This window comes from Streptomyces morookaense, from assembly GCF_013030945.1.
Lineage (GTDB): Bacteria > Actinomycetota > Actinomycetes > Streptomycetales > Streptomycetaceae > Streptomyces > Streptomyces morookaensis.
The window spans coordinates 39,322-60,655 of the sequence record NZ_JABBXF010000025.1 but is presented as its reverse complement, the minus strand read 5'-3'; the positions used below and the strand labels follow the sequence as shown (position 1 = coordinate 60,655).

The window sequence follows — 21,334 nt, the reverse complement described above, 5'->3', positions numbered from 1 at the left end:
GAGCCCGCAGCCGACGCGCCTGCTAGGCCGAGGCCTGACGGGCCCGTTCGATATCCGGCCGGAGGCTGTCGGCGTCCGGCACCGGCGGCAGCATGTCGGTGTCGCGAAGCCGCTGGATCAGCTTGTCGAGGTACTCCTGCCGGTCCGCGCGGGAGTGGCTCGGCCCGTGCAGGGCCGCCTGCCAGGACTCCTCCGTCCAGCGCGAGATGTTCACCTCCTGCTTGATGAACTCCTCGTTGTACTGCTTCGCCCGCTCCACGAGCGCGTCCCGGACCGCCGTGTCGAACTGCTTGCGCAGCTTCCCCGGAAGCTCCTTGATCTGCTCGCGCGCCTTGCGCTCGGTGCTCCACTTGAGGAGCTTCTTCGCCTCGGCGGAGGCGCCGCCCTTGTCGATCTCGGCCATCTTCTCGGCGGCGTTGTGCAGGATCACCGCCTTCTCCGCGGCGAGTTGCTGCTCCTCCGCCTCGGCGGCCGACTTCACCAGCTTCTGCAGGCCGTCGGCCCGGAAGCCGTCGAGGGACTTCCGCCACGCCTCGTCGCGGGCCTGCTGGAACACCGTGATCGAGGGGATCTGCGCCTCCTTCCACTTGTCGGTGAAGTAGCGGGCGCCGTGGAGGGTGATGCCGGCCGGCCACAGCGGCGTGACCAGCAGCGCGTCGGCGCCGAAGCAGGCCGCGGTGTCGTCGGCGTCGAACGTGCCGTGGTCGGCGGCGGCTCCGGCCTGGGTGCCGCAGCCCACGAACGGGACGATGGCCGTGATGGCGGCCGCCTTGTCCAGACTCGTGGTGTCGTTCGCGAAGGCGTCGTGCACGCCCTTCGCCCACAGCACGCCGCCCGCCACCAGCAGCGCCCCCTTCGCCGTGCTCCCGGCCGACTTGAGGTTCGCCCGGAGCTTCGCCTTCACCTCGGGCGAGAGCTTGCTGTAGCCGCGGATCCGGGCGTGGATCTCGGAGGGTGCCAGCTGCTTGCCGTCGGGGGCGACGACCTTCAGCCCGTACTTTCCGGCGAGTTCGCCGAAGACCTGCTCGACCTGCCGCGCCTCCAGGTCCTCCAGGGCCGTCTCCTCGCCCTTTTCGCAGACGGAGACGGACCGCTTCGCCCGACCCGACGAACTGCCTCCCCCGCACACGCCGTTGCCGTCGGGCCAGCCCTTTCCGGCGAGCCACTGGCCCATGCCGGGGTGCGAGGCATCGTCCACGCCGACGATGAACAGATACTTCCGTGGTATGTCCCCCTTGAAGGCCCAGGCCCCGTTGGTGGACTCGCCGCCGAGGGGCCCGCCGCCGCTGTCGCCCTTGAGATTGCCGCTGAGGAAACGGCCGTCCTTCTTCAGGGCGTCCCACCGGATCTTGACCCTGATGGCGTCGCCGTTCTTCTCGATGGCGTTGCCGCCCTCGATGCCCTTCTTCGTGGAATCCCACATGAAGACGTGCTCGTGGTGCCCGTTCTTCGCATAACCGGAACCGGCCCTCGCCAATTCGGCACCGACATCCTTGCCCTCGGCGATCCAGCGGCTCTTGGCCGTCTGCAGCCCGTTCCGGTTCAGGGACTCGCGCAGCTCGTCGGGGTTCGCCTCGCCCCGGGGCCGCTTGTCGACGACGATGTGCGTGTATTCGTCTGCGAGTTGCTGCGGGGCCGAGGCACCGCTCGACGGCTGCACGGGCGGTGCGGCCTGGGCGACGGTGGTACCGGTGATGGCGAGGACCACGGCCGAGGCCATGAGGATGGTCGTGACGCGCCGTGCGGAGAGCCGCTGTCCGGACTGTCTGGAGTGGGGCATGTTCGTCCTCTGCGGGTGTCGGTGGCTGGCAGCTCCACGCTTTCGTCACCCGGCGATGTGTTCAATCGGCCGCATGGCTATTGCGGTCATCCCGTGGAGGGGGCGATTCCCCACCGGTCGGCGGGGGTGTGCCACCATCGTGTGTATGTTGCAGGTATGCCTGAACGGCCCCCGTTTGCAGGAGCATTGCCCGAGTCTTCCGGTCACCCCGGCCGAGCTCGCGGAGGCGGCCCGGGCCGCAGTCGCCGCCGGAGCGCAGGACGTCCATCTGCACCCGAAACGGCCGGACGGCACCGACACCCTCGCTCCGGACGCTGTCGCCGGGGCCGTGGAGGCGGTCCGCGCGGCCGTCCCCGGCATTCCGGTCGGCGTGACCACGGGGGCCTGGTCCGAACCCGACGCCCGCCGACGGGCCGCCCTGGTGCGGTCCTGGACCGTCATCCCCGACCACGCATCCGTCAACTGGCACGAGGACGGCGCCGACTTGGTGGCCGGAGCCCTGTGCGACAAGGGCGTCGCCATCGAGGCAGGCATCTTCTCCGGCACGGACGCGCCGAGCCGCTTCCGCACGTCACCGTTCGCCGGCCGTGTCCTGCGCGTCCTGGCGGAGGTCATGGACACGGACCCGCATTCGGCGCCGGCAACGGCGGAACGCCTCCTGCGGGAACTCGGCCCCGACCTGCCGGCGCCCGTGCTGCTCCACGGCCAGGACGGCGGCGCCTGGCCCGTCCTGCGCATGGCGATGGAGCGGGGGCTGGCCACCAGGATCGGCCTGGAGGACGTCCTCCACACGCCCGAGGGGGCTCCCGCGCCCGACAACGCGGCACTGGTCCGGGCCGCGGCCCGTGGCCGGCATCCGGTGACGTAAATCCTCGCCCGCGTCCCCGTGTCGCGAGGATTTCCGCCACCGAACACCCCCCCTCCGCCCCGCCCGCCCCGGGACGCCTCCCGATAGGCTGGGACACCAGGACCCAACGGGCGGAGGCGTGCGGATGACGGGGCTGGGGCGCAGGAGCAGCACCTTCACGCGGCTGCTGCGGTACGGGTTCTCCGATGCCGCCGCCGCCGAGCGGCTGCTCGGGGCGCCCGAGCTGGCCGCGGTGCACAGTGACCCCGTGCTGCTCGACGCGCTCGGGGCCGCCGCCGACCCCGATCTCGCCCTCGGTGCGCTCGTCCGGCTCGTCGAGGCCCAGCCGCAGGCGGACCGGCAGGCCCTGCTCGGCACCCTCCTCGCCTCCAAGCCCTTGCGCGACCGGCTCCTCGGGGTGCTCGGGGCCTCCGAGGCGCTCGGCGATCATCTCGTCCGGCATCCCGGCGACTGGCAGGCGCTCGTCACCTTCGAGGCCTCCGATCTGCACCCCGGCGTCGCGGACTTCGAACGGGCCCTCGCCGGACGGAGCGAGGGGCTCTGCCCCTCCGACTCCCTCCGCGCCTCCTACCGCCGCTGTCTGCTCGCCATAGCGGCCCGGGACGTCACCGGCAGCATCGACGTCGCCCAGACCGCCGCCGAGCTGGCCGACCTCGCCACCGCCACGCTCCGTGCCGCCCTGCGGATCGCCTGCGACGAACATCCCGAGGACGCCGCGGCCTGCCGGCTCGCCGTCATCGGGATGGGCAAGTGCGGTGGCCAGGAGCTCAATTACGTCTCCGATGTGGATGTCGTCTTCGTCGCGGAAGCGGCCAACGGGACCGAAGAAGCCGTCGCCCTGCGCTCCGCCACCCGGCTCGCCTCCCGGATGATGCGGGTCTGTTCGGATGTCACCCCCGAGGGGACCATCTGGCCCGTCGACGCCAACCTTCGTCCCGAGGGGCGCAACGGGCCCCTTGTGCGGACGCTCTCCTCGCACCTCGCCTACTACCAGCGGTGGGCCAAGACCTGGGAGTTCCAGGCCCTGCTCAAGGCCCGGCCGGTCGCGGGGGATCTCGACCTCGGGCAGGCGTACGTCGACGCCGTCTCGCCCCTCGTGTGGCAGGCCGCCGAGCGGGACAACTTCGTCACCGACGTCCAGCAGATGCGCCACCGCGTCATCGCCTCCATCCCCGTCACGCACGTCGACCGCGAGCTCAAGCTCGGGCCCGGCGGGCTGCGCGACGTCGAATTCGCCGTGCAGCTGCTGCAGTTGGTGCACGGCAGGAGCGATGCCACCCTCCGCGGCACCAGCACCCTCGGCGCCCTGTCCGCGCTCGCCGCGGGCGGGTACGTCGGGCGTGCCGACGCCGCCTCGCTCGACTCCGCCTACCGGTTCCTGCGCTCCCTGGAGCACCGCATCCAGCTGTACCGGCTGCGCCGCACCCATCTGATGCCCGAGGCCGAGGCCGACCTGCGCCGCCTCGGCCGGTCGCTCGGCCACCGCACCGAACCCGTCGCCGAGCTCGGCAAGGAGTGGAAGCGGCACGCCCGCGAGGTGCGGCGGCTGCACGAAAAGCTCTTCTACCGGCCGCTGCTGGACGCCGTCGCCCAGCTGGAACCCGGCGAGACCCGGCTCAGCCCCAAGGCCGCCGGCCAGCGCCTGGAGGCCCTCGGCTACGCCGATCCGGCCGCCGCCCTGCGGCACTTGGAGGCCCTGGCCTCCGGCGTCTCCCGCAAGGCCGCCATCCAGCGCACCCTGCTGCCCGTGCTGCTCGGGTGGTTCGCCGACTCCGCCGACCCGGATGCGGGGCTGCTCAACTTCCACAAGGTTTCGGATGCGCTGGGGCGGACGCCTTGGTACTTGCGGTTGTTGCGTGATGAAGGCGCCGCCGCCGAGAACCTCGCACGTGTGCTGTCCGCCGGGCGCCTCGCCCCCGACCTGCTGCTGCGCGCCCCCGAGGCCGTCGCCCTGCTCGGCGACCCGGGAGGGCTGCGGCCGCGCGGCCGGGAGGCCCTGGAGCAGGAGGTCCTCGCCGCGGTGGGCCGCGCCGAGTCGGCCGAGGCCGCGATCGTCGCCGCCCGCGGGGTGCGCCGCCGCGAGCTGTTCCGCACGGCGGCGGCCGACATCATCGGCGCCTACGGGCGGACCGGGAACGGCGCCCATGCCACCGGCGAGCACGGCACCGGCTCCCGTGGGCACGCCGAGACGGCCGGCAGCGACATCTCCGCCCGCGTCGACCTCGTCGGCAACGCCGTCTCCGAGCTCAACGCCGCCACCCTCGCCGGGGCCCTGCGCGCCGCCGTCCGCGCCGAGTGGGGCGACACCCTGCCCACCCGCTTCGCCGTCATCGGCATGGGCCGCTTCGGCGGCCACGAACAGGGCTACGGCTCCGACGCGGACGTCCTGTTCGTCCACGAACCGCGCGAGGGCGTCTCCGACGAGGAGGCCGCCAAGGCCGCGTTCGCCGTGGCCGGCGAGATGCGCCGGCTGCTCCAACTGCCCACCACCGACCCGCCGCTGCTCGTCGACGCCGACCTGCGGCCGGAGGGCAAGTCGGGCCCCATGGTGCGCAGCCTCGCCTCCTACGGGGCCTACTACCGCCGCTGGTCGCTGGTGTGGGAGAGCCAGGCGCTGCTGCGTGCCGAACCGGTCGCGGGCGATCCGGATCTGGGCCGGCGCTTCATCGAACTCGTCGACCCGCTGCGCTACCCCGTCGAGGGCCTCGGCGAGGACGCGGTGCGCGAGATCCGGCGGCTGAAGGCCCGGATGGAGTCCGAGCGGCTGCCGCGCGGCGCCGACCCCACGACCCACACCAAGCTGGGGCGGGGCGGGCTGTCCGACGTCGAATGGACCGTGCAGCTGCTGCAGATGCAGCACGGCTGGGCCGAGCCGGGCCTGCGCACCACCCGCACCCGCGAGGCGCTGGCCGCCGCGCGGGCCGCGGGGCTGGTCTCCACGGACGACGCGCGGATACTGGACGAGGCCTGGGTGCTGGCGACGAGCGTCCGCAATGCGGTGATGCTCGTGCGCGGGCGGGCCGGGGACACGTTTCCTGCGGATCCACGGGAGTTGGGGGCCGTGGCGCGGTACATGGGCTACGAGCCCGGGCACGTCGGGGACATGCTCGACGACTACCGCCGAACGACGCGGCGGGCCCGGGCCGTTGTGGAGGAGTTGTTCTACGGGGCCTGAGCGACCCCCCTCAAGCGTCCCGCTGTCCGCCCCGTACCGCCACTTGGCGGCTCAGCCGGCTCGGCAGAGCCCCGTACCACAGGCATGACAGGCCGAAGCCGAAGGACAGGCACACCAGGCCGCCGACCGCGTCGAGCCAGAAGTGGTTGGCGGTGGAGACGATCACCACCAGCGTCATCACCGGGTACAGCACCCCCAGCACCCGCACCCACAGCGGGCGCGCCAGCGTGGCGATCGTCAGGCCGCACCACGTCGACCAGCCGATGTGCATCGACGGCATGGCCGCGTACTGGTTGGACATGTCGGCCAGGTTGCCCGAGGCCATCGAACCCCAGGTGTGGTGCACCACGACGGTGTCGACGAAGCCGAGGTCGCTCATCAGCCGCGGCGGGGCCAGTGGATACAGGTAGTAACCGAGCAACGCCACGCCGGTGGTGGCGAACAGGGCGAGCCGGGCGGCCGCATAGCGGCCGGGGTGCCAGCGGTAGAGCCACACCAGGACCCCGATGGTGAGGATGAAGTGCAGGGTGGCGTAGTAGTAGTTCATGCCCACGACCAGCCACGTCACCGAATTCACGGCGCGGTTGACGGTGTGCTCCACGGCGATGTGGAGCGTCTGTTCCGTCTGCCAGATCCAGTCGGCGTTGCGCTCGGCCGCGGATCTCTGCTCGGGAACGGCGTTGCGCACCAGCGAGTACGTCCAGTAACTCACCGCGATCAGCAGCACCTCGAACCACAACCGTGGCCTTCGGGGCCTGCGCAGTCTGCGCAGCACGCTCTGATCCGCCGGCGGGTGTATGCGCTCGCCGGTGGGTGACGGGGCGGCCGTCCGGCCTTCCAGGGTCCTCACTGTGGCTTCACCCATAGGAAAAGAGTCTGCCAGAAAGGACCCCGGCGCAGATCATCCCCGAGGAGCGGACTGCCCTGTTTCGGCCTGGTTCGTGGCGAGCGTGCGCGCCCCTGGACGGTCGTCCGTGCGGGCATCCGTACGAAGCCGCGGAGCGGATGCGGTGGAGCCGCGGACGACGAGTTCGGGCAGGAAGACGAACTCGCTGTGCGGTGCCGGGGTTCCCCCGATCTCCTCCAGCAGGGCACGCACCGCGGCCTGCCCCATCGACTGCACGGGCTGCCGGATCGTGGTCAGCGGCGGGTCGGTGAAGGCGATGAGGGGGGAGTCGTCGAAGCCCACCACCGAGACGTCGCGCGGGACTTCGAGACCGTGCTGCCGTGCCGCGCGCACCACCCCGAGCGCCATCATGTCGCTCGCGCACACCACCGCCGTGCACCCGCGGTCGATGAGGGCGGAGGCCGCGGCCTGACCACCCTCAAGAGTGAACAGCGAATGCTGGATCAGTGTCCGTGCCTCCTCCTCGCCCGTCCCGAGCTGCTCCTGCATGCTCGCCAGGAAGCCCTCGATCTTGCGCTGCACCGGCACGTAGCGCTGCGGTCCGAGCGCCAGCCCGATCCGCCGGTGGCCGAGTGCGGCCAAATGGGTGACGGCGAGGCGGACGGCCGCCCGGTCGTCGGGGGAGACGAACGGGGCCCGCACCTTCGAGGAGAAGCCGTTGATCAGCACGAACGGCACACCCTGGGCGCGCAGCCGCTCATAGCGCTGCATGTCCGCCGAGGTGTCGGCGTGCAGTCCGGAGACGAAGATGATGCCGGAGACGCCGCGGTCGACGAGCATCTCGGTCAGCTCGTCCTCGGTCGAGCCGCCCGGCGTCTGCGTGGCCAGGACGGGCGTGTAGCCCTGGCGCGTGAGAGCCTGCCCTATGACCTGGGCGAAGGCGGGGAATATGGGGTTCTCCAGCTCGGGGGTGATCAGCCCGACCAGTCCGGCGCTGCGCTGCCGCAGCCGTACGGGCCGTTCGTAGCCGAGCACGTCGAGCGCGGCCAGCACGGACTGGCGGGTGGAGGCGGCCACCCCCGGCTTGCCGTTGAGGACGCGGCTGACGGTTGCTTCGCTGACACCCGCCTGGGCTGCGATATCGGCCAGCCGTGCGGTCACAGGAGGTGACTGTACCGGTCGCATCTCAGACTGCCCACCACACACAGCAATCCGAAGGCAGCCGGACGGTTCCACCGGTGCTGCGTCCTTCCGGAATAGAAATGGCCAGGGCTGCGGAGGCGAGTACCGGGCGGCCCGGCACCGGCATCGCGGCTTCGTCACCGCCCGTGTTGATCGTGCACACGAAGCCCGGCCGGGAGAAGGCCAGTACGCCTTCGGGTGCGTCGAGCCAGCGCATCTCCCCGTCCCCGAGCCCGGGCAGGTCCCGGCGCAGCGCCAGTGCCGAGCGGTAGAGCTCCAGCATCGAGCGCGGGTCCCCGGCCTGGGCCGCCACGGACAGGCCGGCCCACGCGGCCGGCTGCGGCAGCCAGCTGCCGCCCGGGCCGAAGCCGTACGGGGCCTCCTCGCCCTCCCACGGGATCGGCACCCGGCAGCCGTCGCGGGTGCCGTCCTGCCCGTCCCCGCGGAAGAACGCCGGGTCCTGGCGCACCTCGTCGGGCAGGTCCGTCACCTCGGGCAGCCCCAGTTCCTCGCCCTGGTAGACGTAGGCGGAGCCGGGCAGCGCCAGCATCAGCAGGGCCGCGGCCCGGGCGCGCCGCAGGCCGAGTTCCGCGTCGTCCCCGCCGTAGCGGGTGGTGTGCCGCACCACGTCGTGGTTGGACAGCACCCAGGTCGTCGGCGCCCCCACGGACTGCGTGGCGGCGAGCGACTGGTCGATGACGTCCCGCATCGCCGGGGCGTCCCAGTCGCACGTCAGGAACTGGAAGTTGAAGGCCTGGTGCAGTTCGTCGGGGCGGACGTAGAGGGCGAGCCGCTCGGATGTCGGGGCCCAGGCCTCAGCGACGCCGATGCGCTGCCCGTCGTACGAGTCCAGCAACTGCCGCCAGGCGCGGTGGATCTCGTGCACCCCGTCCTGGTCGAAGAACGGCAGCACCTGCGCGCCGATCAGCTTGGCCTGTTCCGTGCGCCCGATGTCGGGCAGCCCGGGGGCCTTGACCATGCCGTGGGCGACGTCGATGCGGAAACCGTCCACGCCCAGGTCCAGCCAGAACCGCAGGACGGACGTGAACTCCTCCCGCACTTCGGGGTTGTCCCAGTTGAGGTCCGGCTGCTCGGGCGCGAACAGGTGCAGGTACCAGTCGCCCGGCGTGCCGTCCGGCTCGGTGATCCGGGTCCAGGCGGGGCCGCCGAAGACGGATTCCCAGTCGTTCGGCGGCAGTTCGCCGCCCTCGCCCCGGCCCGGGCGGAAGTGGTAGCGCTCGCGGGCCGTCCCCTCCCGGCGGTCCGCGAGCGCGGCCTGGAACCAGACGTGCTGGTCGGAGGTGTGGTTGGGCACGATGTCGACGATGATCCGCAGACCCAGCCGGTGTGCCTCGCGCACCAGGTCGTCGGCGTCCGACAGCTGCCCGAACAGCGGGTCCACCGCCCGGTAGTCCGCCACGTCGTACCCGCCGTCCGCCTGCGGCGAGGCGTAGAACGGCGTGAGCCACAGCGCGTCCACGCCCAGGCCGGCCAGGTACGGCAGCCGCTCGCGGATCCCGCGCAGGTCGCCGATGCCGTCGCCGTCGCTGTCGGCGAACGACCGCACGTACACCTGGTAGATGACGGCGCTGCGCCACCATCCCTCCGCCTGCTGGGCGGGGCGGACGGCCTGGCGTACGGAGGGCGCGAGGTCCTGGGTCATGTACGTCCTATCGGTTCGGGGTGTACGGGGCTGACGGGCGCGGTGCAGCGGATGCACGGGTCAACGACGGGGGCGGAACAAAGGTGAGCTCCTGTTTCAGCCCTTGGTGCCGCCGGCGGTCAGCCCGGCGACGAGGTGCCGCTGGGCGAGGAAGAACACCAGCCCGGCGGGGATGGTGATGAGCACGGCCGCGGCCGTCATCAGCCCCCACTCGGCCTTCTGCTGGCCCACGAAGGTCTGCAGGCCGACGGCGAGGGTGTAGTGCTCCTCGCTGCTCATGAACTGGCTGGCGAAGGCGACTTCGCCCCAGGCGGTGATGAAGGAGTAGAAGGCGGTGACGGCCAGCCCGGGCCGGGCCAGCGGCACGATCAGCCGCCAGAAGGTGCCGAAGGGCGTGAGCCCGTCGACGCGGCCGGCCTCGTCGATCTCGGCCGGTATGGAGTCGAAGTACCCCTTGAGCATCCAGGCGCAGAACGGTACCGACACCGAGCAGTAGGTGAGGATCAGGCCGAGGTAGGAGTCGAGCAGTTCCAGCTGGCCGAGGATGGTGTAGAGCGGCACGATCAGCACCGCCATCGGGAACATCTGGACGACCAGGAAGGTCCACATCAGCGGCCGGTGGCCGGGGAAGCGCATCCGAGAGACCGCGTAGCCCGCGCTCGCGGAGACGAGCACGCCGAGCACGGTCGAGCCGAGGGCGACGACCAGTGAATTGCCGAACCAGGTCAGGAACTTCGTCTGCCCGAGGATGTGGCCGTAGTTGGAGAGGCCCAGACCGCCCGTGAGCCGCATGGGCTCCTGCCAGCCGTCGCGGCCGCGCAGGGACACGTAGACGACGAACAGCACGGGGAAGAGCGAGACGAGGGATGCGGCGACGAGCGCCGTGTGCAGGCCCACGGAGGCGGCGCGGGAGCGCTCGCCGCGCAGGCGGACGGGCTTGGTGGCGGTGCTGCTGCTCATCGCGCGGTCTCCTGTCGGGTGAGCATCCGGCGGTAGAAGACGGCGAAGACCAGGAGCAGCGAGAGGATGAGGATGCCGTACGTCGCCGAGCCCGCGTAGTCGCGGACGCCCTGGAAGGCCAGCCGGTAGGAGTACGTCACCAGGATCTCGCTGTCCGAGCTGGCCCCTTGGCCGACCAGCAGGTAGATGACCTGGAACATGTTGAACGTCCAGATGGTGCCCAGCAGGATGACGGTCCCGCTGACGGGGCGGAGCCCCGGGAGCGTCACGTGCCGGAAGCGCTGCCAGGGCGAGGCGCCGTCCATCTCGGCGGCCTCGTGCAACTCGCCCGGGATCGCCTGCAGTCCGCCGAGGATGGCGACCATCATGAACGGCACGCCGAGCCAGACGTTCACGGCGACGGCCGAGATCTTCTGGAGTGTGGTGTCGCCGAGCCAGTCGACCGTGCCGAGGCCCAGCCGGTCGAGGACGGCGTTGAGGACGCCGTACTTCTCGTTGAAGATCAGCCGCCAGGAGAAGGTGGCGACGAACGCGGGCACCGCCCACGGCAGGATCAGCAGCACCCGGTAGAGCGCCCGGAACCGCACCTTGCGGTTGAGCAGCAGCGCGAGGCCGAGGCCGAGCGCGTAGTGCAGGAGAACGCAGGACGCGGTCCAGACGACGGTCCAGGTGAGCCGCGAGTAGAAGTGGCCCTCCTGCCCGGAGAGCACCTTCCAGTAGTTGTCGAGCCCGACGAAGTGGTAGGTGGCGGGAATGTGGTTGACGCCGATGGTGCGCGCGACGTTGGCCTCGTTCGCATCGGTGAAGGACAGGTAGATGCCCCGGCCGAGCGGATAGCCGACGAGCACGGCCAGCACGAGGACCACGGGGAGGACCATGGCCCAGGCGTACCAGTGGGTTTCGAAGGAGCGGCGGATGCGGGTCATTACTTCTGGATCTCGTAGTCCTTCAGCAGCGCCGACTGCCAGGCCTTGGCAGTGGCGTCCAGACCCTCCTTCGGCTCCTCCTTCAGCGTCAGGATCTTCGTGTACTGCTGCAGCCAGTCCGTGAACAGGTCACCGCCCTGCGGGATCGCCGGCCGTGCGTGCGCCTTGCCCAGCGCCTCGTAGTAGGCCTTGCGCACCGGGTCGGCCAGCACGTCCTTCGTGTAGGCGGACTTGCGGGTCGGCAGTACACCGACCGCCGTGGACGCCGCCTCCTCCTGGGCCGTGTCCGTCATGAACTTCACGAAGAGGTACGACGCGTCGAAGTTCTTCGAACCGGCGTAGACGACGAGGTTGTGCCCGCCGACGGGCGCTCCGGCCGTGCCCGTGGAGCCCGCGGGGATGGGGGAAATGCCCAGGTTCTCCTTGGACTTGAAGGCGTCGCCGCCGAAGATCTCCTTCGTCGCCCACGGGCCGTCGATCAGCATGGCCAGCTTGCCGTTCTTGAAGTCCGTCTTGAGCGCGTTGTACCCGTCGGTCCCCGCGGGCTTCGGTGCGGCACCGGACTTGACGAGGTCCACGGCGGTCTCGATGCCCTTGAGGGACGCGCCGTCGGCAATGGTGATCTTCTTGTTCGCGACGTCGACCATGTCGCTGTTCTCGCCGTAGAGGAAGGGCAGAGAGTAGTAGCTGTCGGGGCTCAGACCGATGCCGCCCGCGCCCGTCTTGTCCTTGATCTTCTGGGCCGCGTCCTTCACCTCCTGCCAGTTCGCCGGCGGCTTGTCGATGCCGGCCTTCTGGAAGAGGTCCTTGTTGTAGAGCAGCCCGAGGGTGTCGGTCACCTGCGGGACGCCGTACGTCTTGCCCTGGTACGCCGCGTTCTTCAGCGGCCCCTCCAGGAAGTCGTCCGGCTTGTCGAGGGCGGGCGTGCCGGTGAGGTCCTTGAGGTAGCCGAGCTGGGCGAAGCCCGGGGTCCAGCCGACGTCGGAGCGCAGCACGTCGGGCGCGCCCTTGCCGGTGGAGGCGGCCGTCTTGAACTTCTGCTGCGCCTGGTCGAAGGGCACGTTGACGTAATCGACCTTGATCTTGGGGTACTTGGCCTCGAAGGCGGTGACCAGCTTCTTGAAGGCCGGTGCCTCGTTGGTCGCGTCCGAGGTGTCCCACCAGGTGACGGTGCCGCTCACACTGCCCGGGTCGCTCGCCGCCTTGGCGCCGTCGCCCCCGTCTCCGCCGTCGCCGCCGCAGGCGGTCGCGGTCAGGGCCAGCACACCGACGACGGCGGCAACCGATATGCCTCTTCGCATACGGATCTCCTCTTCAAAGAGGCCGGCCTGGTGCAGGGCGGCCCGAGCTGAGGAGGAAGTTAACAGGCTGAAATCTCTTGCGAAAGACCTTGCAAGAACGGAAACACCCGCATACGGTCTCGGCGGCAGGCAATGGCGCCGTGCGGGTCGTGTTCTGCCTCCCCTCACCCCCCAGGAGGCCTCATGGCTCCCACCGCCATGCCCGGATTCCCCCGAATCGCCCGGAGAGTCAAGGCCGTTGCCGTCGCCCTCGCGGCGGGAGCGGCCGTGACGGTGCCCCAGCCGCAGGCGCGGGCGGCGGCACCCGGCGACAAGGACGTCACCGCCGTCCTCTTCGAGTGGAACTACGCCTCCGTGGCGAAGGAGTGCAAGGACACGCTGGGACCGGCCGGTTACGGCTATGTCCAGGTCTCGCCGCCCGAGGAGCACATCCAGGGCCCGCAGTGGTGGACCTCGTACCAGCCCGTGGGCTACCGCATCGCCGGCCGGCTCGGCGACCGGGACGCCTTCGCCGCCATGACCGGCGCCTGCCACGCCGCCGGGGTGAAGGTCGTCGTGGACACCGTCCTCAACCACATGGCAGCCGGGGCGGGCACCGGCACCGGCGGGACCGCCTACACCAAGTACAACTACCCGGGCACGTACGGGGACGCCGACTTCCACACCTGCCGCAAGCCGGTCGGCAACTACGCCGACCGCAGCGACGTGCAGAACTGCGAACTCGTCGGCCTCGCCGACCTCGACACCGGCAGCGAGCACGTCCGCGACCGGGAGGCGCAGTACCTGGACGACCTGCTGTCGCTGGGCGCCGACGGCTTCCGCATCGACGCGGCCAAGCACATGGCCGCGGACGACCTCGCCGCCGTCAAGAGCAGGCTGAGCAGGCCGGACGTCTACTGGAAGCAGGAGACGATCTACGGGCAGGGCGAGGCCGTGCAGCCGGAGGAATACCTGCGCACCGGCGACGCACAGGAGTTCCGCTACGCGTGGGACCTCAAGCGGGTGTTCCAGCGCGAACGGCTGGCCTACCTGAAGAACTTCGGCGAGGGCTGGGCCTATATGCCGGGGGACAAGGCGTCCGTTTTCGTCGACAACCACGACACCGAGCGCGACGGCAACACGCTCACGTACAAGGACGGCGCGGACTACACGCTGGCGCACGTCTTCATGCTGGCGTGGCCGTACGGGTCGCCGGACGTCCATTCCGGCTACGAGTTCACGGACCGCGACGCGGGGCCGCCCGGCGGCGGGGCCGTGCGGGCGTGCTGGCAGGAGGGCTGGAAGTGCCAGCACAAGTGGCCGGAGATCCAGTCGATGGTGGGCTTCCGCAATGCGGTGCGGGGGACTGCGGTCGGCGACTGGTGGGACAACGGGTACCAGGCGATCGCCTTCGGACGGGGGGACAAGGGGTATGTGGTCGTCAACCATGAGGCGTTCGCGGTGAACCGGACGTTCAAGAGCTCGCTGCCGGGCGGGAGCTATTGCGACGTGCAGAGTGGGCGGAGGGTGACGGTGGGCGGGGACGGCACGTTCACGGCGTCGGTGGCGCCGAACGCTGCGCTGGCCTTGTACGCGGGGGCACGGGGGTGCGGGGCGTGAGGCCCGTCCGCGGATCCGCTGTGGCTGCTCGCAAGCACAGACGGCCCGCAGCCGCGATACTGGCGGTGGTGCTCTCCCTGTTGGGCGCAACCCCCACGCACGCCGCGCCCGCCCCGGACGGGGCAAAGGTCCAGTGGCTCGACCGCACCACGGTCGCCTGGCCGAAGGGGCTCGGCGACCCCGGTCGCCCGCACCACCTCGTCCATGACGGGGGCCGCTTCACCCTCACCCGTCAGCCCGGCGGGCTGACCGAGGCGCAGCGCGCCAAGTACCCGAACCTCGCCGCGGGTTACGACGCCTACCGTGTCGGTGCCCGCGCAAGCGAAGAGCGCACCGCGCTCCGAGGCGCCCTGACCGCCGCATCGGACGACGGCACCACCACCGGCGTCCAGATCGCCGGCATCCTCGACGACCTCTACGCCCGGCCCGCCGCAGGCGCCCGCCTCGGCCCCGTCTTCCGCGACGGCCGCCCCACCCTCTCCGTGTGGGCCCCCACGGCCCGTACCGTCGCCCTCGAACTCGACGGCGGGGCCGTCCCCATGCACCGCGACGCGGCAACCGGCGTCTGGAGCGCCACCGGCCCCCGTTCATGGACCGGCAAGAGCTACCGCTACGCCGTCACCGTGTGGGTCCCGGCGCTGCGGAAGACCGTCACCAACCACGTCACCGACCCCTACTCCACCGCCCTCACCACCGACTCCGCGCGCAGCGTCGTCACCGATCTCGGCGACCCGGCTCTCGCCCCGACCGGCTGGCGGACCCTGCGCAAGCCGAAGGCGGTGCCCCTGCGGGACGCCCGGATCCAGGAGCTGCACGTCCGCGACTTCTCCGTCGCGGACCGCACGTCGCGGCACCCCGGCCAGTACCTGGCCTTCACGGACACGTCCTCCGAGGGGATACGGCACCTGCGGCAACTGGCCGCATCCGGCACGTCGTACGTGCACCTGCTGCCCGTCTTCGACTTCGCGACGGTCCCGGAGCGGCGGGCCGACCGGGCGACCCCGCCCTGCGACCTGGGCTCCTTCCCCGCCGACTCCGAGCAGCAGCAGGAATGCGTGGGCAGGACGGCCGCCCGCGACGGCTACAACTGGGGCTACGACCCCCTCCACTACACCGTGCCCGAGGGCTCGTACGCCACCGACCCCGAAGGGCCGCGCCGGACACGGGAGTTCCGGCAGATGGTGCAGGGGCTGGCCGGGGCCGGGCTGCGCACGGTCATGGACGTCGTCTACAACCACACCGCGGCATCGGGCCAGGACGACAAGTCCGTCCTCGACAGGATCGTCCCCGGCTACTACCACCGGCTGCTCGACGACGGCACGGTGGCCACCTCCACCTGCTGCGCCAACACCGCGCCCGAACACGCCATGATGGGCAAGCTCGTCGTCGACTCCGTCGTCACCTGGGCGAAGCAGTACAAGGTCGACGGCTTCCGCTTCGACCTCATGGGCCACCACCCCAAGGCGAACATCCTCGCGGTGCGCAAGGCGCTCGACGCCCTGACGCCGGCCAAGGACGGCGTGGACGGCAAGGCGGTCATCCTCTACGGGGAGGGCTGGAACTTCGGGGAAGTCGCGAACGACGCCCGGTTCGTCCAGGCCACGCAGAAGAACATGGCCGGCACCGGTATCGCCACCTTCTCCGACCGCGCCCGCGACGCGGTGCGCGGCGGCGGCCCCTTCGACGCGGACCCCAGGGCGCAGGGCTTCGGGTCCGGCCTGTTCACGGACCCCAACGGGGCGCCGGTCAACGGCAGTCCGGCGGAACAGCGGGCCCGGCTGCTGCACGACCAGGACCTGATCAAGGTCGGCCTGACGGGCAACCTCGCGGACTTCCGCTTCACGGACTCGACGGGGCACGAGGTGCGCGGCGCCGACGTCGACTACAACGGCTCGCCCGCGGGCTACGCGGCCGCGCCCGGCGACGCGCTCGCGTATGTGGACGCGCACGACAACGAGACGCTGTACGACGCGCTGGCGTACAAGCTCCCGCGGACGACGTCGCCCGCGGACCGGGCGCGGATGCAGGTCGTGGCGATGGCCACGGCGGCACTGTCCCGCGGCCCGGCGCTCGCACAGGCCGGTACGGATCTGCTGCGCTCCAAGTCGCTGGACCGCAACAGCTACGACAGCGGCGACTGGTTCAACGCGATCCACTGGGACTGCCGGGACGGCCAGGGCAACGGCTTCGGCCGCGGGCTGCCGCAGGCGGCGGACAATGGGGCGAAGTGGCCTTACGCCCGGCCCCTGTTGGCGGATCCGTCCCTGCGCCCCGGCTGCGGCCCGCGGGACGCGGCGTCGGCGGCGTACCGGGACCTGCTGCGGATCCGCACGACGGAGCCGGCGTTCGACCGGGGTGCGGTGTCGTTCCCGCTGTCGGGGACGGGGGAGACGCCGGGGGTCATCACGATGCGGATGGGTGACCTGGTGATCGTCTTCAACGCGGCGCCGGACGCGCAGGCACAGCGGGTGCCTGCGCTGAGGGGTACGGGGTGGGTGCTGCACCCGGTGCAGGGCGCGGGGGCGGACGCGGTGGTGAAGTCGGCGTCGTACGACCGGGGTTCGGGCACGTTCACGGTGCCGGGGAGGACGGTGGCGGTGTTCCGCCAGGCCTTCGGCGCCCCGTAGGGAGGGGCCGCAGCTGAGGCGCCCAGGTTGCGCCCCGTAAGGGGCGCTGGGGGTACCCCCAGCGCCCCTTACGGGGCGCCGTGGTCACGCTCACGCGGCGGAGCCGCACATCACTGCAGTGGCCCCAGCGTGCCGCCCCCCGCCAGCCGCGCAGCGACCTTGGCCTGGGCACCCTGAGCCGCCGGCACGGCAAGCAGCGGCCCCGGCGCCGAGCCGTGGACGCCCCCCGTCGCGGTGAGCGACACCACATCCCCGCCCCCGGCCGCCGCCAGCGCGTACCACGCACCCCCGTGCGACTTCCACAGCACCCCGGCCAGCACCCGCGGCTCCCGCGCCCCGCAGGCCGGTGAGCCCTCCGCGCGGGCGACCACGGTCACCGGGGCGGACGGCGCGCGGAAGTCCGCCAGGACCCTGCTCCCGGTGCCCCGCCACGTCTCCGCCCGGGTGCACGACCACTCCGCGGTCCCGCCCCCGCCGGGCAGTGGCTGGGTCGCGAACTGCCATACGTTCACCGACCGCACCCCCTGTCCGCGCACCGTCGCCAGGTGGCAGGCCGCGTGGGCCCACTCGCCGCGCGGCGTCGCGCCGTCGACGTCGTGCGGCCCGCCCGAGGCGGCCGGGCTGCCCGTGGTCAGCCGGGCGGGGACGAGTTCGCCGAGGTCGGTCACCAGGTGGCCGCCCAGCTGCAGCGCCGGCCAGCTCCGGCAGTCGTTCGGCGTCGGCTGCCCGGCGAGCGGGCTGCGCACCGCATCCGTCACCCCGTCCCCGTCCCGGTGCAGCGGCTGCCCCGCCGCATCCGGCTTCAGCAGGTCGCGCACGGACGCATCACCGGCGCCGTCGCCCACCCAAGGGGCCGTCAGATAGCGGACGTTGCCGTCGGTGCGCCCCAGCACCACCGCCGTCGCGGAGTCCTCGTCAGCCGCGTCCACCCGCGCGAAGTCCAGCGCGGCACCCCCGCCGGTCCCGCCCTTGGACTCGGCGTAGCGCACGACGCGCAGCCCGTCGTGGAGCAGCACGACCGTCGCCGCGTCGACGTCCCCCGCGAACAGCAGCTGCGGCGGCCCCGCCGCGGGCCCGGACGGGGTGCCCGGGGTCGTCGTGACCTGCACCGAACTGCCCGGCCGCGCCCACACGGCGAGGGCCCGGCGGAGCAGGGCGGTGTCGCCGGTGCGGCTGCCGCGGGCGGGCCAGGCCGCGAAGCCGGGGCGGTCGGCGCTCTTCCAGGCGGTGGGGGAGACCCGGGTGAGCCTGGCCGGGTCCAGGGCCTGCTCGGCGGCCGCGTTCTGCGCGTAAGGCGGCGCCGCCGGGCCGTCCTCGCCCCATCCGCCCGACGGCAGGCCGATCAGCGTCCCGCACACGACGACCGCCGCGGCAGCCGCGACGGCGGCCCGGGTGTGCTGGCGGCGGCGCATCAGGTCCGTGGGCCGGGCCTGCAGGGAACAGGGGTCGAACTCCACGGACTCCAGCAGCGCCGCGTCCCGGCTGCCCGCCGGGACCCGCACCCCGTCGGCCTCGGCCAGCGCGGCGCCGGGGTCGGCCACCCCGGCGGCCGTCAGCAGCCGCCGGACGTCACGGTCCGTGCGGGACTCCAGGGCGCGCAGCACATACGCCGCCCGGCCGGGACCGGAGAGCGCCGCGAGGGCCTGGTCGAGGGCGAGCTCGTCGGCGCCGCCCGAGCGCGGGAACAGCCGCAGCCCCCACACCTGCGGCAGCAGCGGCGGCAGCTGGCCGGGGCGCGGCAGCTGCCAGCGCCCGCGCGGCCGCCCGGCCTCCAGCGCCGCCCGGAGCACCTGCTGCCGCACGTACGCGTACCCCGGGTCGTCACCGTTCCGCGGCCCCGGCACGGCCGCGACCTCGGCGCCCCGGCTGCGCGGCAGTGCCCGCTGCACGAGGGCGTGCGCGGTGAGAACCCGCCGGTTGCGGCCCAGAGCGGGCGGGAGCACCAGGTACCCGAGCCTCACCAGCCGCGGATAGTGCTCGATGAGCGCGGCCTCGGCCTGCTCCACGTCGACGACAGCGTGCTGCTCCACGTGGGTAGAACGAGTGATTGGTCGGATGGTCACTTAGTCGCACACCCGTGCGCTTCCGCGCCCCGTCAGCCAACCGCAGCCGAAGAACCGCCCCCCCGGTTATGCCCGGTACCGCGCCCGAATCCGCTCGACGGCCTGGGCGGAGACGCCCAGCCCGTCCCGCACGTACCGCTCCACGTCCCCGTACCGGCGGCCCATCTCCTCCAGCGCCGTCGCCAGGTACACCGGCCGGACGCCCAGGATCGCGTCCGCGATCTCCGGGTCGCCGCCCGCCGCCGTGAAACGGTCGATGACGGGCGCGAAGGCGGCCTTCACGGCCGGGTTGACGGCGAGGTACTCGCGCTCGGCCGTCGCCTCGTCCGCACCGAGCAGCAGCAGGATCACGGTGGCCGCCCAGCCCGTGCGGTCCTTGCCGGCCGTGCAGTGGAAGAGCAGCGGGCCGCAGTCCGGCTCGGCGAGCGCCGACAGCAGCGTGCCGTAGGCCCGGCAGGCGGACTCGGCCGTCACGAACGCCCGGTAGGCCTCGCCGAGCAGCTTCTCCGCCTTGCCGCCGCCCAGGTACTGGTCGGCCACCGCGGGGCTGCCGAGGACGTCCTCCAGCCGGGCCGGCACCTGCTCGCCGCCGGTCACGGCCGTGGCGCCGTCCGCCATCACATCGGCGACGATCAGCCGGGCGGCCTCCGGCAGCGCGTCGGGACGCTCGGTCCGCTCGTTCTCGCTGCGCAGGTCGACGACCGTGTGGATGCCGAGGGCGGCGACGGCCGGGTCGGCCGCCGGGTCGAGCCGGTCCAGCTGGCCGGAGCGCAGGAGCAGGCCGGGGCGGACCGCGGAGTTGCCGGAGAGCGCGATACCCCCGAGATCGCGGAGGTTGATGATGGTGGAGGCATCGATCTGCTGCGGCATGGGGGGCGTCTCCCGTCTGGCTGGGCCTGGACCCCCTCATTGTGAAGAAGGTCGCCCGAGTCCGCGACGGCGGGGCCCGCTGCGGGCGGGGGCGCCGCCCTCACGTCATGACGAAGTCCGCGTAGTCGAAGCCCGGTGCCACGACGCACGAGACCAGCACCGGCTCGCCGCCCGCGGGCTCCGCCGCCTGCCACATGCCGCCCGGGACCAGCACCTGCGGCTGCTCGCCGTGCTCGATGCCGGGGCCGAGGACCATCTCGGCCGCCCCCGCCTCGTCCGCGGCCTCGCCCCGGCCGCCGAGGAGCAGCCGCAGCGGGCCGCCGCGGTGCCACAGCCACATCTCGTCGGAGCGGACCTTGTGCCAGCGGGAGGTCTCGCCGGGGTGGAGGAGGAAGTAGATGCCGGTCGCGAACGCCCGCGGGCCCTCGTACCCCTCGGGGAGCGCAGTGGCCGGGGTGCGCCACGTCTCCCTGAACCACCCGCCCTCGACGTGCGGTTGGAGGCCGAGGAGGGCGACGAGTCCGGAGGTCTTGTCCGTCATGGCCCCCAGCATCCCACTCGCCCGCCCCGGCCGGCGGCCCGAATCCGTCAGATGTGGGCCGGCGGTGCGTACTTGTAGCCCACGCGCCGGACGGTCACGATCGACGAGCGGTACTCGGGGCCCATCTTGCGGCGCAGCCGGGCGACGTGGACGTCGACGGTGCGGCCGTCGCCCACGTGCCCGTAGCCCCACACGGTGGTCACCAACTGGTCGCGGGTGTGCACCCGGTGGGGGTGCGCCACGAGGTGGGCCAGCAGCTCGAACTCGAGGTAGGTGAGGTCCAGCGGCCGGCCCGCGACGCGGACCGTGCGGTCCTCGGGGTCGATGCGGACCAGCGCGTCGCCCTCGGTGACGGGAGCGGGTGTGGCGGGGGCGGTGGTTGCAGCCGGTGCGGCCGGTACGGGTGCGGCGCCGGGGAGGCCGGCCTGGTCGGCCGGGACGAGGACCAGGTAGCCGACCATCGGCGGCTGCCCGGGCAGGGCGGGCAGCGTGTGCTGCGGTGCGGGCAGCCAGGTGGCTCCCGCCTGCAGCAGGCCTGCGACGGCGGCGGGCGGCGGCACCTCGCCCGGGGCCACGGCCCGCAGCCGGTGCCGGGCGGCGGGGCGCCCGTCCGGGACGGGCGCGGGAGACGTGGGCGACGCGGTCAGGGTACGGAGGTTCGACATGGAGAGCTCAGCTCTTTCGCGCGAGGGACCGTCGAGAGGACGTGCACATGCGCGGGCCGTTGGCCGGGTCCGGTCCCGGCGGCTGACTTCGACGAAGGGGTCAGCGGAAGGAGTGGGCCTGCGCGGAGGTCGCGCGACAACACACTCGGTCGAAGTCGTGATGCTGGCGGGAAGGCCAGAAGGGCTCGAGGTCGCTGCGACCCGTCGCGGTGTTCTGGAGGCTGGCCATGCCCCTATTGAAGCATGGCCGCCGCCCCTGCAGGAGCC

15 protein-coding genes are annotated in these 21,334 nt (G+C 72.3%); 4 read left to right on the top strand and 11 right to left on the bottom strand.

What is annotated here, in order from left to right; genetic code table 11:
• Positions 1-22: 22 nt before the first annotated feature.
• Positions 23-1,780 carry a hypothetical protein gene (locus HG542_RS12600; protein ID WP_171080684.1) on the bottom strand — a complete coding sequence of 586 codons (1,758 nt, stop codon included), beginning with the start codon at positions 1,778-1,780 and terminating at the stop codon, positions 23-25.
• Positions 1,781-1,925: 145 nt separating this feature from the next.
• Between HG542_RS12600 and HG542_RS12595 the strand changes: the two genes are divergently transcribed.
• On the top strand, positions 1,926-2,648 hold the full coding sequence (locus HG542_RS12595) for a 3-keto-5-aminohexanoate cleavage protein (RefSeq protein WP_171080682.1): 723 nt from the start codon (positions 1,926-1,928) through the stop codon (positions 2,646-2,648).
• Positions 2,649-2,772: 124 nt separating this feature from the next.
• Entirely contained in the window at positions 2,773-5,823 is a 3,051-nt protein-coding gene (locus tag HG542_RS12590) for a bifunctional [glutamine synthetase] adenylyltransferase/[glutamine synthetase]-adenylyl-L-tyrosine phosphorylase (protein ID WP_171080680.1), read from the top strand.
• A gap of 10 nt (positions 5,824-5,833) precedes the next feature.
• Here HG542_RS12590 and HG542_RS12585 read toward each other — a convergent pair whose 3' ends face one another.
• The 6 genes from HG542_RS12585 to HG542_RS12560 form a co-directional block, all read right to left on the bottom strand.
• Positions 5,834-6,688, bottom strand: a complete 855-nt coding sequence (locus tag HG542_RS12585) for a phosphatase PAP2 family protein (RefSeq protein ID WP_171080678.1) — start codon at positions 6,686-6,688, stop codon at positions 5,834-5,836.
• Between the two features lie 36 nt (positions 6,689-6,724).
• Positions 6,725-7,831 carry a LacI family DNA-binding transcriptional regulator gene (locus HG542_RS12580; protein ID WP_229922699.1) on the bottom strand — a complete coding sequence of 369 codons (1,107 nt, stop codon included), beginning with the start codon at positions 7,829-7,831 and terminating at the stop codon, positions 6,725-6,727.
• Between the two features lie 25 nt (positions 7,832-7,856).
• On the bottom strand, positions 7,857-9,515 hold the full coding sequence (locus HG542_RS12575) for a glycoside hydrolase family 13 protein (protein ID WP_171080674.1): 1,659 nt from the start codon (positions 9,513-9,515) through the stop codon (positions 7,857-7,859).
• Positions 9,516-9,611: 96 nt separating this feature from the next.
• Positions 9,612-10,475, bottom strand: a complete 864-nt coding sequence (locus HG542_RS12570; RefSeq protein ID WP_171080672.1) for a sugar ABC transporter permease — start codon at positions 10,473-10,475, stop codon at positions 9,612-9,614.
• Positions 10,472-11,401 carry a carbohydrate ABC transporter permease gene (locus HG542_RS12565; RefSeq protein WP_171080670.1) on the bottom strand — a complete coding sequence of 310 codons (930 nt, stop codon included), beginning with the start codon at positions 11,399-11,401 and terminating at the stop codon, positions 10,472-10,474. The genes HG542_RS12570 and HG542_RS12565 overlap by 4 nt, the downstream gene beginning before the upstream one ends.
• A complete protein-coding gene (locus HG542_RS12560; protein ID WP_171080668.1) occupies positions 11,401-12,702 on the bottom strand; it encodes an extracellular solute-binding protein in 1,302 nt (433 codons plus the stop codon). Before HG542_RS12560 ends, HG542_RS12565 begins: the two co-directional genes overlap by 1 nt.
• Before the next feature lie 216 nt (positions 12,703-12,918).
• Between HG542_RS12560 and HG542_RS12555 the strand changes: the two genes are divergently transcribed.
• Both HG542_RS12555 and pulA read left to right on the top strand, forming a co-directional pair.
• Entirely contained in the window at positions 12,919-14,301 is a 1,383-nt protein-coding gene (locus HG542_RS12555; RefSeq protein ID WP_171080837.1) for an alpha-amylase, read from the top strand.
• Positions 14,298-16,928 carry a pullulanase-type alpha-1,6-glucosidase gene (gene pulA, locus HG542_RS12550; protein WP_373313165.1) on the top strand — a complete coding sequence of 877 codons (2,631 nt, stop codon included), beginning with the start codon at positions 14,298-14,300 and terminating at the stop codon, positions 16,926-16,928. The genes HG542_RS12555 and pulA overlap by 4 nt, the downstream gene beginning before the upstream one ends.
• A 110-nt stretch (positions 16,929-17,038) precedes the next feature.
• On the opposite strand, the gene HG542_RS12545 is transcribed toward pulA, so the two are convergent.
• The 4 genes from HG542_RS12545 to HG542_RS12530 all read right to left on the bottom strand — a co-directional run bounded on the left by HG542_RS12545 (position 17,039) and on the right by HG542_RS12530 (position 21,067).
• Positions 17,039-18,958, bottom strand: coding sequence for a hypothetical protein (locus HG542_RS12545; RefSeq protein WP_229922696.1), 1,920 nt, complete (start codon positions 18,956-18,958; stop codon positions 17,039-17,041).
• 99 nt (positions 18,959-19,057) lie between these two features.
• Positions 19,058-19,861, bottom strand: coding sequence for a tyrosine-protein phosphatase (locus HG542_RS12540; RefSeq protein WP_171080664.1), 804 nt, complete (start codon positions 19,859-19,861; stop codon positions 19,058-19,060).
• A 100-nt stretch (positions 19,862-19,961) separates the two neighbouring features.
• Entirely contained in the window at positions 19,962-20,402 is a 441-nt protein-coding gene (locus HG542_RS12535) for a cupin domain-containing protein (RefSeq protein WP_171080662.1), read from the bottom strand.
• A 47-nt stretch (positions 20,403-20,449) separates the two neighbouring features.
• Positions 20,450-21,067, bottom strand: coding sequence for a winged helix-turn-helix domain-containing protein (locus HG542_RS12530; protein WP_171080660.1), 618 nt, complete (start codon positions 21,065-21,067; stop codon positions 20,450-20,452).
• Between the last annotated feature and the right edge of the window lie 267 nt (positions 21,068-21,334).